The organism is Streptomyces katrae (assembly GCF_002028425.1).
Taxonomy (GTDB): Bacteria; Actinomycetota; Actinomycetes; order Streptomycetales; family Streptomycetaceae; genus Streptomyces; species Streptomyces katrae_A.
In genome coordinates, this window is record NZ_CP020042.1 from 5,759,036 (window position 1) to 5,775,238 (window position 16,203).

Below are 16,203 nucleotides of genomic sequence, written 5' to 3' on the forward strand. Positions count from 1 at the left end.
GCGGTACTCACCCTGCCGCTGAGCGGTCTCACACCCTGCGAGAGAAGCGATGCTCCAGGCCATCGGACTCACCAGCACACCCCGTCGAGATCTGCCGCCCCTCGTGGACGACCTCACCTTCGAGGCCCGCCCGGGGTGCGTGACCGCCCTGCTCGGGGAGCCGGGTTCGGGCAAGACCACCGCCCTGCGGCTCATGCTCGAACTCGAACCGGGCCGCGGCATCACCTACTTCCGCGGCCGCCCACTGCACCGGGTCCCGCATCCGGGGCGTGAGGTCGGCGTGCTGCTCGGGGACGTCCCCGGGCATCCGTCGAGGACGGTCCGGGGACAGCTGCGCATGCTCTGCGCCGCGGTCGGCGTCCCGGCCTCCCGGGCGGACACCATGATGGAGGTCGTCGGCATCGCGGGCCTGCGCGACCAGCGGCTCGGCTCGCTCTCGGCCGGCATGGACCGCCGCGTCGGCCTGGCCGCGGCCCTGCTCGCCGACCCCTGCACCCTGCTCCTCGACGAGCCGGCCGCCGGCCTCCAGCCCCGCGAACGCGCCTGGCTGCACGGGCTGCTGCGGGGCCACGCCTCCCTCGGCGGGGCCGTGCTGTTCACCACCGCCGACGCCAAGGAGGCGGCCCGCAGCGCCGACCGGGTCGTCTCCATCGCCTCGGGCCGCCTCGTCGCCGACCAGGAGGCCGCGGACTTCGCCCGCACCCGGCTGCGCCCGCGGGTCGCCGTGCGCACCCCGCACGCCGCCCGGCTGGCCGACGTGCTGGGACGCGAGGCCCGGGCCGCGCACCGCCCCGTGGAGATCGTCGAGGAGAGCGGCAGCCGGCTCTCGGTGTACGGCAGCAACTGCGCCGAGGTCGGCGAGGCGGCGTTCCGGCACGGGGTCCTCGTCCACCAGCTCGCGGACGAGACCGGCGACGCGGGAGCGCCCGTCCCGCCCGTACCGCAGGCCCGCACCGGGGCCGGTTCCGCGGGCAAGGCGGACGCGCGGGTCGAGGCCCCGGCCCCGGTGCGGGCCGGAGCGGGTGCCGCCGCCGGCCCCGACGTCCCCGTTCCGTCCGAGACCCGTACCGATCCGCGCACCACCTCCGCCCCCGGTGCGGGGGGCCGGGCCGTGGCGGGCGCCGGGGCCGTGTCCTGGCCCGCCCCCGGGCCGGAGGCCGAGGGCCGTCCCGCCCCCGCCGCCCGGCCCCCGCGCGCCTGCTCCGAGGCCCCCGTCTCGGTGGTACGCCGCGTGGGCGGCCCGCTGCGGCCCCTGCGCTACGAACTCCGCCGCGTCTTCGGCACCGCCACCCCCTTCCTCACCGCGGCCCTCGTCGTCGCCGTCTCGGCCCTCACCGCCCTGGTGCTCGCCCGGGCCGGGCACACCCCGCGCGACCGGGTCCTCGCCGCCTGGCCCGAGCTGGTTCCGCTGCCCCCCGCCGCACTCGGGGCGGGACTGCTCGGGGCCCTGGCCTTCGGTGAGGAGTACCGCTACCCCGCCCTCGCCGCCGACCGGGGCACCGTCCCGCGCCGTCTCGGGCTGCTCACCGCCAAGCTCGGAGTCTGCTCCGCCCTGGCCCTGCTGCTCGGCGCCTTCGCCGCCGCCGCCGACGCCGCCGCCCTGTGCCTCGTCTTCGGCCGCGCCCCGCTGGGCACCTGGCCGGAGTGGGCGGTGCCCGCCGCGAGCTGGGCGGGGCTGCTGGTCGGCTGCGCCTGGGCCGGGGTGCTCGCCTCCGCGGTGTTCCGCTCCGCCTCGGCCGGCCTGGCCGCCGTGCTCGCCGTACCGGTGATGGTCGTACCGCTGGTGCGCAAGGCGCTGGAAGGCCCGTCCGCGTACCCCGTGCACGGGTTCGCCTCCCGGCTGCGCGGTCTGGCCTCGGCCCCTTGGCCCGCGGAGACGGACCGCTACGTCCTGGGAGCCTTCCGGGTGATGGTCCAACCCGTGGGAGCCGGGCTGGTGTTGTCGTTGATGGTCCTGTTGTGCGCCTATGGGTTCACAGGACTGCGCGGTCGGGTCCGTTGGTGATCGTTACGGTGCCGTAGCCGACTTCGGGGAGACCGGAGAAGACCGCTTCGCCCAAGATCACACGAAGCGGACCGCAACTCCCCGCAAAAGGCCCGGTTCTTTACGATAAGTCGTCAATTGAGTAGGTGGCACCGATCACCCTTTCGTGTGCTTTTCACCAAAGACCTCAAGGGCGGTGGGGGCACGGCCGACAAAGGATTCGTGAGTACCCTTGCGCACACCATGATGACCGCCGCCCGCCACGCCGACTCCGGCCTCGCCGGCCCGGGCGAACTCGACCGCTACACCTATGCGGAGGCCGCCGGCACCGACCGGGTCGGTCCGCCCCACTGGGACGGCGCCGACGTCGAGTTGAGCCGTGTGGGCCGCCGGGCGGCCGGCAGCCGCGGCCGCGGGCTGCACGGCCAACTCGTCCAACAGCTCGGCCAGATGATCGTCTCCGGCGACCTCGGCGCGGACCGCCCCCTGGTCCCCGAGGAGATCGGCCAGCGCTTCGAGGTCTCCCGCACCGTCGTCCGCGAATCGCTGCGGGTCCTGGAGGCCAAGGGCCTCGTCAGCGCCCGCCCCAACGTGGGCACCCGGGTCCGCCCCGTCGCCGACTGGAACCTCCTTGATCCGGACATCATCGAGTGGCGCGCCTTCGGCCCCCAGCGCGACGACCAGCGCCGCGAGCTCAACGAGCTCCGCTGGACGATCGAGCCCCTCGCCGCCCGCCTCGCCGCCGGCCACGGCCGCCCCGACGTCCAGCAGCGCCTCTCCGACATGGTCGAGATCATGGGCCACGCCCTCGGACAGGGCGACGCGATCACCTTCGCGCGCGCCGACAACGAGTTCCACGCGCTGCTGATCCAGGTCGCCGGCAACCGCATGCTGGAGCACCTCTCGGGGATCGTCTCCGCCGCCCTCCAGGTCTCCGGCAGCCCCGTCACCTCCTGCGACCGCCCCGGCGAGACCTGCGTGGCCCACCACGCGCGGATGGTCGAAGCCCTCGCCACCGGCGACGGCGCGGGTGCCGAGAGCGCCATGCGCCAGCTCCTGACGGTGCATCCGGAGGTCGAGCGCGTGGTGCCCGCCCCGCGCGAACACTGACTCCCCGGCGCACGGGGGCGTGGGGGTGCTGCACCGGTCGCCGGGCCCGTTCTTCGGGCCCGGCGACACCGGTGTGCGAGGGGTGCCGGGAACCCGGTGTGACTTGGGCCACGAAGATTGGGCGTAACGCTCTGCGACGTCACGCGATGACCTAAGCGGTGATGGCCGACGGAGGGAAACAGCAGCCCTTGGGGTGCTGTGCAGCTCCCCGGCCCCTGCCCGCGCCCCCGGCCCATCCCCAGTCGGTGGTCGTCGGCTCCGGTCCAGCACCAGGCCGGGGTCGGAACCCGTTCCCATCGTTCCGAGAGGTTGTTCGTGTCGGCCAGCACATCCCGTACGCTCCCGCCGGAGATCGCCGAATCCGAGTCTGTGATGGCGCTCATCGAGCGGGGCAAGGCCGAGGGGCAGATCGCCGGCGATGACGTGCGTCGGGCCTTCGAGGCTGACCAGATTCCTGCGACCCAGTGGAAGAATGTCCTGCGCAGCCTCAACCAGATCCTCGAGGAAGAGGGTGTGACGCTGATGGTCAGTGCCGCAGAGTCGCCCAAGCGCACCCCACGCAAGAGCGTCGCAGCGAAGACCCCCGCCAAGCGTACGACGACCAGGCCGGTCGCCGCCAAACCGGCTGCGGCCCCGGCCGCGGCCGAGGTCCCGGCGGAGGCCGGGCCGACGGAACCCGAAACCGCCGAGGTCCTCGCCGAGGAACCGGCGGCCGAGCCGGCCGCCGCGAAGAAGACCGCGGCCCGCAAGACGGCGGCGAAGAAGGCCGCACCCGCGAAGAAGACCGCCGCGAAGAAGACCGCGGCCAAGAAGACCGCCGCCAAGAGGGACCTGGACGAGGGCGACGAAGAGGCCGGCGACGAGGGTCCCGACGCGGTGAAGGCCGAGGCCGAGGAAGAGGAGGAGGGCGGGGAGAACAAGGGCTTCGTCATCTCCGACGACGAGGACGACGCCCCCGCCCAGCAGGTCGTGGTGGCCGGCGCCACCGCGGACCCCGTCAAGGACTACCTCAAGCAGATCGGCAAGGTCCCCCTCCTCAACGCCGAGCAGGAGGTCGAGCTCGCCAAGCGCATCGAGGCGGGCCTGTTCGCCGAGGACAAGCTGGCCAACTCCGACAAGCTGGCGCCCAAGCTCAAGCGCGAACTGGAGATCATCGCCGAGGACGGCCGCCGCGCCAAGAACCACCTGCTGGAGGCCAACCTCCGCCTCGTGGTCTCCCTGGCCAAGCGCTACACGGGCCGCGGCATGCTCTTCCTGGACCTGATCCAGGAGGGGAACCTGGGTCTGATCCGCGCGGTCGAGAAGTTCGACTACACCAAGGGCTACAAGTTCTCCACCTACGCGACGTGGTGGATCCGGCAGGCGATCACCCGCGCCATGGCCGACCAGGCCCGCACCATCCGCATCCCGGTGCACATGGTCGAAGTGATCAACAAGCTCGCCCGCGTGCAGCGCCAGATGCTCCAGGACCTGGGCCGCGAGCCCACCCCGGAGGAGCTGGCCAAGGAACTGGACATGACCCCCGAGAAGGTCATCGAGGTCCAGAAGTACGGCCGCGAGCCGATCTCCCTGCACACCCCGCTGGGCGAGGACGGCGACAGCGAGTTCGGCGACCTGATCGAGGACTCCGAGGCGGTCGTCCCCGCCGACGCGGTGAGCTTCACGCTCCTGCAGGAGCAGCTGCACTCGGTGCTCGACACGCTCAGCGAGCGCGAGGCCGGCGTGGTCTCGATGCGCTTCGGGCTGACCGACGGCCAGCCCAAGACCCTCGACGAGATCGGCAAGGTCTACGGGGTCACCCGTGAGCGCATCCGCCAGATCGAGTCCAAGACCATGTCGAAGCTGCGCCACCCGTCGCGCTCCCAGGTGCTGCGCGACTACCTGGACTGACCGGACCGGCAGGGGCGTACGGCGGTGGCCGCGCGGGTGCGCGCGGCCACCGGGCATCCCACTCTGGGTGGAGTCATGCACACTCGGAGTCAGGAGGCCCCATGAGTCGTCCCTTCGCCCGTGCCCTGGCGGGCGCACTGACCCTGGTGGCGGGAGCGGCCGTGGCGCCGCTGGCCCAGGCGCCCGCTGCGGCGGCGGACAGCGTGGTCATAGGCGGGCAGCCGGTGAAGGTGGCCGACAGCCCGTGGGTCGTGGCCCTCGCCAGCCGTGACCGGTTCGGGGGTATCCGTGACGGGCAGTTCTGCGGCGGTGTCCTCGTCGCCCCGACCACGGTGGTGACGGCGGCCCACTGCCTCAGCCGGCAGGTGCTGGGCGGGCCGGTCGACTCCGTCGCCGACTTCCGGGTGATCACCGGCCGTACGGAGCTGCGCGCTCCGGAGGGACGGGAGATCGCGGTCCGGGCGGCCCGGGTGAACCCCGCGTACGACCCCGGCACCAACGCCGGCGACCTCGCCGTGCTGGAACTGGCCGAAGCCGTCCCGGCGGACCACGTGCTGCCCATGGCCGGCGAGGGCCACCCCGGCTACGAGGCGGGTACCGGGGCGGCGGTGTACGGCTGGGGGGACACGAGCGGGTTCGGGGACTACGCGTACGGGCTGCGGGCGGCGCAGGTCACCGTCCTGGACGACGAGGTCTGCCGACGGGCGTACCCGGGCAACGCGGACGGTCAGTACCGGGCCGACTCCATGGTGTGCGCGGGCGACCGGTCCGGCGGGAAGGACGCCTGCCAGGGGGACAGCGGCGGCCCGCTCGTGGCCCGGGGGCGGCTGATCGGCCTGGTGTCCTGGGGACGCGGCTGCGGGCGCGCGGAGAGCCCGGGGGTGTACACCCGGATCGCCCCGTTGGTCGACTTCGTCAGCGGCCCGCAGAGGGGCCGGCGGCCGAGCGGCGCCTGAGAGGCACCGCTGAGCGTCCGCAGGGGCTCCAGGAGCCCCGTACGGTCCGCGCGGGGGCGCTGGGGCCGCAGGACGGCTCCCGCGGGGGACGGGGAAGGGCCTCGGGCAGGGCCCGGGCCTCGGACATGAGGACGGGCGGCGCCTCTGGGTCTCAGAGGTGCCGCCCGTCGACCGGCCTTGCCGGTCCTGGCTCGTCGGATGCGAGGGCAGGCCTGTGTCAGCGGTCCTCGGTGTCGGCTGCGTGGGCGGCCGGAGCGGACGTCAGCCGCTCGGTCTCATCCTGTATTTCCGCGGCGATCTTCTTGAGTTCCGGCTCGAACTTACGCCCGTGGTGGGCGCAGAAGAGCAGTTCACCACCGCTCAGGAGGACGACGCGCAGATATGCCTGGGCGCCGCAACGGTCGCATCGGTCAGCGGCCGTCAGCGGGGTCGCGGGTGTCAGAACAGTAGTCACGTCGCCTCTTCTCTAGCTCGACGAGCTGTCGTACCAGGGTCAACATCCAACCAGGCCGAAAACGTTCCCGCTCGCGGCTTTTCCTCGAAACTTCCTTCCGAAGCTGGCCGGCTGCTGCCGGTTGGCGGCGAAGGAGCCGTATTGCGTTGCTTTACGGTTTCGCGTTGTCAGTCGTTCGCTTGTAGCAGTTTCGTCCTCCCCGGCGTGAGTGCCGGATGTAGATGAGGACGTGCCCGAACCCTAAATGGTTCATGCCTGGAAGGGAACGTGATGTTTGCTTCACCCTCACGGGGGATCGAACATCCGTACGGATCTGCACTAGGCTGTGGAACGGGCGAGGGTGGCGTTGCATCGGCTCTACCAGGCCTCGGTACCCTTCGACGGGCGACCGAGCCGCCCCCGCCCTCCAGCGGGCCAGAAAAGAAATTCAGCGAGGAGCGAACTGCGTGACCGCCGACACGTCCGTGCCTTCCAGCGCGCTGCTGTCCGGAGCAGACCGGGACGGTTCCAACTACACCGCGCGGCACCTGCTCGTCCTCGAAGGCCTCGAGGCCGTCCGCAAGCGCCCCGGCATGTATATCGGCTCCACCGACAGCCGAGGCCTGATGCACTGCCTCTGGGAGATCATCGACAATTCCGTCGACGAGGCTCTGGGCGGCTACTGCGACCACATCGAGGTCGTCCTCCACGAGGACGCCTCGGTCGAGGTCCGCGACAACGGCCGCGGCATCCCGGTGGACGTCGAGCCCAAGACCGGCCTGTCCGGGGTCGAGGTCGTCATGACCAAGCTGCACGCCGGCGGAAAGTTCGGCGGCGGCTCGTACGCGGCCTCCGGCGGTCTGCACGGCGTCGGCGCCTCCGTGGTCAACGCCCTGTCGTCCCGCCTCGACGTCGAGGTCGACCGCGGCACCACCCACAGCATCAGCTTCCGCCGCGGCGTCCCCGGCACGTTCACCGACGAGGGCCCCGACGCCCCCTTCGACCCGGGCAGCGGCCTGCGCAAGGGCAAGCGGGTGGCCAAGGGCAAGACCGGCACCCGGATCCGCTACTGGTCCGACCGCCAGATCTTCCTCAAGGACGCCCGGCTCTCCCTGGAGACGCTCTACCAGCGCGCCCGCCAGACCGCCTTCCTCGTGCCCGGGCTGACCATCGTCGTCCGCGACGAGCGGGCCATCGACGGCGCCGGCAAGACCGAGGAGACCTTCCGCTACGACGGAGGCATCAGCGAGTTCTGCGACTACCTCGCCCAGGACAAGGCCGTCTGCGACGTCCTGCGCCTCAGCGGCGCGGGCACGTTCAAGGAGACGGTCCCGGTCCTCGACGACCGCGGCCACATGACCCCCACCGAGGTCACCCGCGAGCTGGGCGTGGACATCGCCCTGCGCTGGGGCACGGGGTACGAGACCAACCTCAAGTCCTTCGTGAACATCATCGCCACCCCCAAGGGCGGCACCCACGTGGCCGGATTCGAGCGGTCGGTCACCAAGACGGTGAACGAGGTGCTGCGCTCCGCCAAGCTCCTGCGCGTCGCCGAGGACGACGTCGTCAAGGACGACGCCATGGAGGGCATGACGGCGGTGGTCACCGTCCGCCTCGCCGAGCCGCAGTTCGAGGGCCAGACCAAGGAGGTGCTGGGCACCTCCGCGGCCACCCGGATCGTCGCCGCCGTCGTCGCCAAGGAGCTCAAGGCCTTCCTGACCTCCACCAAGCGCGACGACAAGCAGCAGGCCCGTGCCGTGATGGAGAAGATCGTCGCGGCCGCCCGGACCCGGATCGCGGCCCGCCAGCACAAGGAGGCGCAGCGCCGCAAGACCGCGCTGGAGACCTCCTCGCTGCCGGCCAAGCTGGCGGACTGCCGCAGTGACGACGTGGACCGCAGCGAGCTGTTCATCGTCGAGGGGGACTCGGCCCTCGGGACGGCCAAGCTCGCCCGGAACTCCGAGTTCCAGGCGCTGCTGCCGATCCGCGGCAAGATCCTCAACGTCCAGAAGTCCTCGGTCTCGGACATGCTCAAGAACGCCGAGTGCGGTGCGATCATCCAGGTCATAGGAGCCGGCTCCGGCCGCACCTTCGACATCGACGCCGCCCGGTACGGGAAGGTCATCATGATGACCGACGCCGACGTGGACGGCTCCCACATCCGCACCCTGCTGCTGACCCTCTTCCAGCGCTACATGCGGCCGATGGTCGAGGCGGGCCGGGTCTTCGCGGCCGTCCCGCCGCTGCACCGGATCGAGCTGGTCCAGCCCAAGAAGGGCCAGGACAAGTACGTCTACACGTACTCGGACCACGAGCTGCGCCAGACGCTGCTGGAGTTCCAGCGCAAGAACGTCCGCTACAAGGACGCCATCCAGCGCTACAAGGGCCTCGGCGAGATGGACGCCGACCAGCTCGCGGAGACCACGATGGACCCGCGCCACCGCACCCTGCGGCGGATCAACATCGGCGACCTGGAAGCGGCCGAGCAGGTCTTCGACCTCCTCATGGGCAACGAGGTCGCCCCGCGCAAGGAGTTCATCACCAGCTCGGCCGCGACCCTGGACCGCTCGCGCATCGACGCCTGATCCGGTCCTGCGGTGTCCGGCGTTCTCCACTCCCTCACCTGATGGAGTGAAGAGCGCCAGGACACCAGTCCGGAAAGCGACCATTCGGCACATCCTTGTGAGCACGCCGCCGATGCGGCGGCGGACAAGGAGAGTTCGGTGGACAAGCGCGAAGGTCGTGAAGCCGGAACGATCCGGCTGGACGACCCCTGGTACGACTCCCTGGCCGTGGGCTGGGGCGAGGGCGCGGAGCCCTTCCCGCCGCCCGGGCCCACGGCGGACCGAGGCGGCCCCGGGGCGTCCGACATCTACCTGGAAGTGCAGCGCAGCGCCGCCTTCCAGGAGGTCCGGGGCCGGTACCGGAGGTTCGTCGTCCCCGCGACCGCCGGTTTCCTCCTCTGGTACGTCGCCTACGTGGTCGCGGCCACCACGGCGCCCGGGCTGATGGCGCGGCCCGTGGTGGGCTCGGTCAACGTGGCCCTGCTGGCGGGCCTCGGCCAGTTCCTCAGCACCTTCCTGCTGACCTGGGCCTACTCCCGGCACGCGCGGCTGCGCCGGGACAGCGCCGCGCTCGACCTGCGCTGGACCGTCTTCGAACGGGAGCGCGGCCAGGAGCGCACCCGCGGCGGGCGGGGGGAGGGCCGGTGACCTCCGAACACCAGACGCTCGCGCTGATCCTGTTCAGCCTGTTCATCGCCGTCACCCTCGGCATCACCACCTGGGTCAGCCGCAGGAGGCACGGCTCGGCGGAGGAGTTCTACGCGGGCGGCCGGCTGTTCTCCCCCATGGAGAACGGATTCGCCATCGCCGGCGACTACATGTCCGCCGCCTCCTTCCTCGGGGTCTCCGGGCTGATCTCCCTCTTCGGCTACGACGGGCTGCTGTACCTGGTCGGCTTCCTCGTGGCCTGGCTGCTGGTGCTGTTCCTGGTCGCCGAACTGGTGCGCAACTGCGGCCGCTTCACCCTCGCCGACGTCGTCGTCGCGCGGATGAGCGAGCGGCCGGTGCGAATCGCCGCGGGGACCTCCTCGGTGGTGGTCTCGGTGCTGTACCTGGTCGCGCAGATGGTCGGCGCGGGCAGCCTGGTGGGGCTGCTGCTGTCGGACGCCGGGCCCGGCGCCCGGACCCTGACGGTGGTGGGGGTCGGTGCGCTGATGGTGGTCTACGTCGCCTTCGGGGGGATGCGGGCCACCACCTGGATCCAGATCGTCAAGGCCGTCCTGCTGATCGGCGGGGCGATCGCCCTCACCGTGCTGGTCCTGCTGCGCTTCCACGGGAATCTCGACCAGCTCCTGTCCACCGCCGCCGAACGCAGCGGGCACGGAGCCCGGTTCCTGAGCCCGGGCCTCAAGTACGGCGGGGGCTGGACGGCGCGCGTCGACTTCATGAGCCTGGGCCTGGCCCTGGTCCTGGGCACGGCCGGGCTGCCGCACATCCTGTCGCGCTTCTACACCGTCCCGACCGCGCGGGCCGCGCGCCGGTCGGCGGTGTGGGCGATCGGGCTGATCGGGGGCTTCTACCTGATGACCATCGTGCTCGGCCTCGGGGCGGCCGCGCTGGTGGGGCCCGACGCCGTACGGGTGTCCAGCGCCTCCGGGAACACGGCCGTCCCGCTGCTGGCCGCCTTCCTCGGCGGGGGCGCCGACTCGACGGGGGGCGCGGTGCTCTTCGCCCTCGTGGCCGCCATCGCCTTCGCGACGATCCTCGCCGTGGTCGCCGGGATCACCCTGGCCTCCTCCGCCTCCGTCGCGCACGACCTGTACGCCTCCCTCAGGCGGCGGCGGGCCCGGCAGCGCAGCGAGGTGGCCGTGGCCCGGGTGGCGGCCGTGGGGATCGGGGCGGTGGCCATCGCCCTCGGGCTGCTGGCCCAGGACATGAACGTGGCCTTCCTGGTGGGCCTGGCCTTCGCCGTGGCGGCCTCGGCGAACCTGCCGGTGCTGCTGTACTCGCTGTTCTGGCGCGGCTTCACCACCCGGGGGGCCGTGTGGTCCGTGTACGGGGGGCTGGTTCCCGCATTGCTGCTGGTCGTCCTGTCACCGGTGCTCTCCGGGAGTCCCGGATCCCTCTTCCCGGGCCTGGACTTCCAGTACTTCCCACTGCAGAACCCCGGGATCGTTTCGATCCCGCTCGGCTTCCTGGCGGGCTGGCTGGGTACGGTCACCTCCTCCGAGGAGGCGGACGAGCGCAAGTACGCCCAGACGGAGGTCCGTTCCCTGACCGGGGCCGGAGCGGTGTGAGTTCCGCCGGGCGGCGGTTCAGGCGCCGCCCGACGGGAGCCAGGTGTAGCGGTGTTCCGGGCGGCCGGTCTCGCCGTAGCGCAGGGCCAGCGAGACGCGGCCGGCGCGGTCCAGGAGCTTCAGGTAGCGCTGGGCGGTCTGGCGGCTGATGCCGGCGCGGTCGGCGATCTGCTGGGTGGACAGGGGGCCCTCGGCCGTGCGCAGCACCCGGCGGACCACCTCGGCGGTGGTCGGGGAGTGCCCCTTGGGCAGCTCGTTGGGGGTGCCGGCCGAGGCGAGGGCTCCGAAGATCCGGTCCACCTCGGCCTGTTCGGCCTCGCCGCCGCCGGACAGAGAGCGGCGCAGGGCCGCGTAGGCCTCCAGTTTGGCGCGCAGGCCGGCGAAGGTGAACGGCTTGACCAGGTACTGGAGGGCGCCGAGCCGCATGGCCGCCTGGACGGTGGCCAGGTCCCGGGCGGCCGTGACCATGATCACGTCGGTGGTCCGGGCCAGCTGGCGCAGACGTCGCACCAGGTCCAGGCCGGTCCCGTCGGGCAGGTAGTGGTCGAGCAGGACCAGGTCCACCGGGCGGGCGGTGAGGAACTCCAGTGCCGCGGCCGCCGAATGGGCCTCGCCCGACACCTGGAACCCGGGAACCTTCGCCACGTACGCCGCGTTGATACGGGCAACACGCATGTCGTCGTCGACGACCAATACGTGGATCGGGGACTCCTTCACCGCAGGGTTCACCGCAAGGCCTCCGGAAGTACGACGGAGAACTCCGCCCCTCCGTCCTCTGCTTCACCGGCCCGGGCGCTGCCGCCCTGCCGCTCCGCGAGGCGGCGTACGAGGGCGAGGCCCAGCCCGCGCTCGCGGTGGGCCGCGGGCTGCTTGGTCGACCAGCCCTCCGTGAAGATCTCCTCGCGGCGCCCGGCGGGGATCCCGGGGCCGCTGTCGCGCACGCGGAGGACGGCGGTGCGTCCTTCCGCGCGGACGCCGACCTCGACCAGGGGCGCGGTGGAGCCGGCCGCCGCGTCCAGGGCGTTGTCGACGAGGTTGCCGAGGATCGTGACGAGGCCGCCCGGGTCCACCAGGCGGTCGGGAAGGAGGGAGTCCGGGGCGAGGCGCAGCGGGACACCGCGTTCCGCCGCGACGGTGGCCTTGCCCACCAGCAGTGCGGCCAGCAGGGGGTCGTGGACCTTTTCGGTGACCTGCTCGGCCGTGGTGCGGTGCACGCCCACGACCTCGGTCACGAACGCCTTCGCCTCCTCGTGCAGCCCCAGCTCGAGGAGGCCGAGGAGGGTGTGGAGATGGTTGGCGTGCTCGTGGTCCTGGGCGCGCAGGGCGTCGATCAGGCCCTTGGTGGAGTCGAGCTCGCGGCTCAGGTGCTCCAGTTCGGTGCGGTCGCGCAGGGTGGCGACGGCCCCGCCGTCGGCCGTGGGCATCCGGTTGGCGACCAGGACGCGCGGGCCCTGGACGGTCAGCAGGTCGCGGCCGGTGACGCGGCCCGCCAGGACGTCGCTGGTGCGGCCGGCGCCGAGGACCTCGTCCAGGGGGCGGCCGGCCAGGGCGTCCGCGCGGTCCTGGTCGAGGCCCAGCAGCCGGGCCGCCTCGTCGTTGACGAGGCGTACCCGGTCGTCGTGGTCGAGGGCGATCACGCCCTCGCGGATGGAGTGCAGCATCGCCTCGCGTTCCGCGAGGAGGCCGGCGATGTCGGAGAAGGCCAGGTCCCGGGTCTGCCGTTGGATCCGGCGGGAGAGGAGGAAGGCGGCGAGCGCGCCGGCGGCCAGAGCGCCGCCGGCGTAGGCGAGGAGGCCGGGGATGGCGCCGAGCAGCCGGTCGCGCACGCTGTCGTAGGCGATGCCGACGGAGACGGCTCCCACGATCTCTCCGTCGGCGGCGACGAGGGGGACCTTGCCGCGGGCGGAGCGGCCGAGGGTGCCCTGGTCGATCTCCATCACCTCATGGCCGGCGAGGACGTCGGCCGGGTCGGTGGAGACGGGCAGTCCGATGCGGTCGGGGCTGGGGTGGGAGCGGCGGATCCCCTTCAGGTCGAGGACGACGACGTACTCGGCTCCGGTCGCGCGGCGGATCCGCTCGGCCGCGGCCTGGACGGGGCTGTCGGCGGCGGGCCCCGACGCGAGCAGGCCGGCGGCCAGGGCGGGGTCCGCCGCCGCGCTCTGCGCGATGGCCAGTGCGCGCCGCATCGCCTGGTCGTCCAGCTGGTGGCTCAGGGGCGCCAGGAAGAGCCCCGTGGCCAGGACGAGGACCCCGGCGGCGATGGCCAGCTGGGTGAGCAGGATCTGCGAGACGGCGCGTCGGGGCAGGCCGAGGCGCCGGACGCGCAGGGGGAGGAACCGCATGACTGGTAACCGTAGGTCGGCGGGCGCGGAAGCGGAACGGCCGTCGCTCAGGTCCCCCCGGGCAGTCACCGACCGTGAACGGGCCGCAGTCCGGTCACCGCCGGGCCGCACCCCGGGCCCGCTGCGGGGGACCAGGTGCCGGATAGCTCCTGAACGTCCAGCAGGGATGGGGATGACGATCAGGAAGGGGGCGGAGGTGGTTCTCTGTCTTTTGGCAGAGGGGTGGATCGGCCGTGAGGCGCATGCCATCGCCGGTTGCGGAATCGATACTGGTCAGCGTGGTGAGCTCTCCGTTCCGTGTCCGTCGTCCGCTCCGGGGTCCCGTGCGCGCGGTGGCGGAGACGGGCTGGGTGCTGCTCGCCGGGCTCGGAGTGTGGGCGGTGGTCGGCTCCCTCGGTGTGCTCCCGCGCCCGTACCTCCAGCTGCCCGCGCTGGCCGTCGCCGGGTGCCTGTTCCCGCTGCGGCGCCGCTTCCCGGTGCCCGTCCTCCTCGTCCTCGCTGCGCTGACCGGGGTGGCCTCGTGCGTCGGCCCGGTCAGCGCGGCGACCGCGTACACAGTGGCCCGGCGGACGGTGCGGGCGCGGACGCGGGCCCGGCTGCTGGGCGCGGCGGCCGCCCTGCTGGTGGTGTGCGCGACGCTCTGCGCGCCCTGGCTCGGCCCGGGGCCACTGCCGTACGGGCCGGCGCTCGGGCTGGTCCTGACGCCGACCGCCGTCCTCGTCCCGGGCCTGGTCGGCACCTCGTACGGGCAGCAGCGGCGGCTGGTGCGGGCGCTGCGCGAGCGCGGGGACGCGGCCGAGCGGGCCCGCCGGCTCGCCGACAGCGAGGCCCGCACCCATGAGCGCTCCCGGATCGCCGCCGAGATGCACGACCTGCTGGGGCACCGGCTCAGCCTCATCTCCCTGCACGCGGGCGGCCTGGAGCTGGCCCTGGAGCGCGCCGATCCCGAGCTGCGCGAGGAGGCCGTCCTGGTGCGGCGGACCACCCGGGACGCCCTGCGCGAGCTGCGCCAGGCCCTCGGGGTGCTCGGGCCGCTGGGCCGGGACACCGGGCCGGATGCCCTCACCGACGCCACAGGCACCCGCGCCGACATCGAGGCCCTGGTGGCGGGGTCCCGGGACGGCGGCATCGCCGTACGGCTCGACTGGACGGGTCCGGACCTCGACGCCCGACCGGCGGGGGTGCGGCGGGCGGTGCACCGGGTGGTGCGGGAATCGCTGACCAACGTCCACCGGTACGCCGGCGCGGCGCACGTCGCCGTCACCGTCGCGCACGACGAGGAGACCGTACGGGTCACCGTCCGCAACGGCGCTCCGCCCGCCGCCTCCGCCCCCGCACGCGCTCTGGGCACCGGCCGCGGCCTCACCGGTCTGCGCGAGCGCGTGGAACTGCTGGGCGGTACCTTCGCCGCCGCCCCGCTGCCGTCCGGCGGCTTCCGGGTGGAGGCCGTCCTGCCCGCCGAACCGGGCGAGGCCCCCGCCCCCAGAAGGGAGGAGGTCCCCGGCGCAGGTGACGGCGCCCCCGCCGAGCCGCCCCCGGCCGAACGCGGCACCGCGCAGGCGCTGACGCTGGCCCTCGGGCTGGCGGGGCTGAGCGTGCTGACGGCCCTCGGGACCCTCTTCGTCTACGCCACCGCCCCGCACCGGGACGCCGGACCCCGCCCGCTGCCCCGGGTCGGGATGACCTACGGCGACGTGATGGGGAGCGGAGTCACCGACAACGCGGCGGTCCGGGCCGCGGCCACCGGCCGTGAACCGCCGCGCCCGCCCGGCACGGCCGGCTGCGTGTACCCGTTCAACGGGGCCACCGAGTCCCGCCCCGGTTCCCTGACCATCGCCCGCTACTGCTTCGACGCCGCGCAACGCCTCGTCGCCATCGACCGCTTCACCGTCCCGTCGGTCCGCGACGCCACACCCTGGGAGATCCCGTGACCGAGTCCGCCGGCCCGATCCGCGTGCTGCTCGCCGACGACGAGGCGATGATCCGGGCCGGGGTGCGCCTGATCCTGCGGCACGCCGACGGCATCGAGGTCGTCGCCGAGGCCCCCGACGGGCGGCAGGCCGTCGAGCTGGCCGCCGTGCACCGCCCGGACGTCGTCCTGCTGGACGTCCGGATGCCGGTCCTCGACGGGCTGGCCGCGATCGCCCCGCTGCTCGCCCTCAACCCGGCGCCGCGCGTGGTGATGCTGACGACCTTCGGCGACGACGACAACGTGGTCCGGGCGCTGCGGGAGGGGGCCGCCGGGTTCCTGCTGAAGGACGAGGGGCCGCAGGAGCTGATCAGCGCCGTCCGGGCGGCCGCCGCCGGGGACGCCGTGCTCTCCCCGGGGGTGACCGGGGCCGTGATCTCCCGGATGCTGACGGCAGGTGGGCCGCACGGCGCCGCGGGCCCGCCCGAGGACGACCGGATCGCCCGGCTGACCGGCAGGGAGCGGGAGGTCCTGGCCATGCTCGGCGAGGGCCTGTCGAACCAGGGCATCGCCGCCCGGCTCGGCATCGGGACCGGCACCGTCAAGACCCATGTGGGCGTCATCCTCGACAAGACCGGCTCGGCGAGCCGGGTCCAGGCGGCGCTGCTGGCCCACCGGACCGGCCTGGCCTCCTGAGCCCCCGGGCATAGGCGCGGCGGCCCGGACCTCTGCCTTCCGGCAGAGCCCGGCCGCCCGGCACCTGTCTTGCGGCAGAGGC

Annotated in this window: 12 protein-coding genes; 9 read left to right on the forward strand and 3 right to left on the reverse strand. The window is 73.2% G+C overall.

The genetic code is table 11. The features are described 5' to 3' along the window. Window positions 1-49 precede the first annotated feature (49 nt). From B4U46_RS26345 to B4U46_RS26360, 4 genes are all read left to right on the forward strand, one after another. A complete protein-coding gene (locus B4U46_RS26345; RefSeq protein WP_079430136.1) occupies window positions 50-2,005 on the forward strand; it encodes an ABC transporter ATP-binding protein in 1,956 nt (651 codons plus the stop codon). Window positions 2,006-2,206: 201 nt separating this feature from the next. After that, window positions 2,207-3,094 carry a FadR/GntR family transcriptional regulator gene (locus tag B4U46_RS26350; protein ID WP_079430137.1) on the forward strand — a complete coding sequence of 296 codons (888 nt, stop codon included), beginning with the start codon at window positions 2,207-2,209 and terminating at the stop codon, window positions 3,092-3,094. A 315-nt stretch (window positions 3,095-3,409) separates the two neighbouring features. Beyond that, window positions 3,410-4,984 (forward strand): RNA polymerase sigma factor, encoded by a 1,575-nt coding sequence (locus B4U46_RS26355; protein WP_257790367.1) that lies wholly within the window; start codon window positions 3,410-3,412, stop codon window positions 4,982-4,984. A gap of 101 nt (window positions 4,985-5,085) precedes the next feature. Then, window positions 5,086-5,940 carry a serine protease gene (locus B4U46_RS26360; protein ID WP_079430139.1) on the forward strand — a complete coding sequence of 285 codons (855 nt, stop codon included), beginning with the start codon at window positions 5,086-5,088 and terminating at the stop codon, window positions 5,938-5,940. Window positions 5,941-6,157: 217 nt separating this feature from the next. Here the strand turns inward: B4U46_RS26360 and B4U46_RS26365 are convergent, their stop codons facing one another. After that, complete coding sequence (locus tag B4U46_RS26365; protein ID WP_079430140.1) at window positions 6,158-6,394, reverse strand: DUF7455 domain-containing protein; 237 nt, start codon at window positions 6,392-6,394, stop codon at window positions 6,158-6,160. A gap of 446 nt (window positions 6,395-6,840) precedes the next feature. On the opposite strand from B4U46_RS26365, the gene B4U46_RS26370 reads away from it, so the two are divergent. The 3 genes from B4U46_RS26370 (at window position 6,841) to B4U46_RS26380 (ending at window position 11,174) form a co-directional block, all read left to right on the forward strand. Then, the gene (locus B4U46_RS26370) at window positions 6,841-8,958 is read left to right on the forward strand and encodes a DNA gyrase/topoisomerase IV subunit B (RefSeq protein WP_079430141.1); all 2,118 of its coding nucleotides are present in this window, start codon (window positions 6,841-6,843) and stop codon (window positions 8,956-8,958) included. Between the two features lie 138 nt (window positions 8,959-9,096). Beyond that, complete coding sequence (locus tag B4U46_RS26375) at window positions 9,097-9,585, forward strand: DUF485 domain-containing protein (RefSeq protein WP_079430142.1); 489 nt, start codon at window positions 9,097-9,099, stop codon at window positions 9,583-9,585. Beyond that, on the forward strand, window positions 9,582-11,174 hold the full coding sequence (locus tag B4U46_RS26380) for a cation acetate symporter (protein ID WP_079430143.1): 1,593 nt from the start codon (window positions 9,582-9,584) through the stop codon (window positions 11,172-11,174). Before B4U46_RS26375 ends, B4U46_RS26380 begins: the two co-directional genes overlap by 4 nt. Window positions 11,175-11,192: 18 nt before the next feature. Here B4U46_RS26380 and B4U46_RS26385 read toward each other — a convergent pair whose 3' ends face one another. Both B4U46_RS26385 and B4U46_RS26390 read right to left on the reverse strand, forming a co-directional pair. Next, the gene (locus tag B4U46_RS26385; protein ID WP_257790368.1) at window positions 11,193-11,903 is read right to left on the reverse strand and encodes a DUF7342 family protein; all 711 of its coding nucleotides are present in this window, start codon (window positions 11,901-11,903) and stop codon (window positions 11,193-11,195) included. After that, the gene (locus tag B4U46_RS26390) at window positions 11,900-13,516 is read right to left on the reverse strand and encodes a sensor histidine kinase (RefSeq protein WP_079430144.1); all 1,617 of its coding nucleotides are present in this window, start codon (window positions 13,514-13,516) and stop codon (window positions 11,900-11,902) included. The genes B4U46_RS26385 and B4U46_RS26390 overlap by 4 nt, the downstream gene beginning before the upstream one ends. Window positions 13,517-13,758: 242 nt before the next feature. Between B4U46_RS26390 and B4U46_RS26395 the strand changes: the two genes are divergently transcribed. Both B4U46_RS26395 and B4U46_RS26400 read left to right on the forward strand, forming a co-directional pair. Continuing rightward, window positions 13,759-15,447, forward strand: coding sequence for a sensor histidine kinase (locus tag B4U46_RS26395; protein ID WP_079430145.1), 1,689 nt, complete (start codon window positions 13,759-13,761; stop codon window positions 15,445-15,447). Then, window positions 15,444-16,121, forward strand: a complete 678-nt coding sequence (locus B4U46_RS26400) for a response regulator (protein ID WP_079430146.1) — start codon at window positions 15,444-15,446, stop codon at window positions 16,119-16,121. Before B4U46_RS26395 ends, B4U46_RS26400 begins: the two co-directional genes overlap by 4 nt. The last annotated feature ends 82 nt before the right edge of the window (window positions 16,122-16,203 follow it).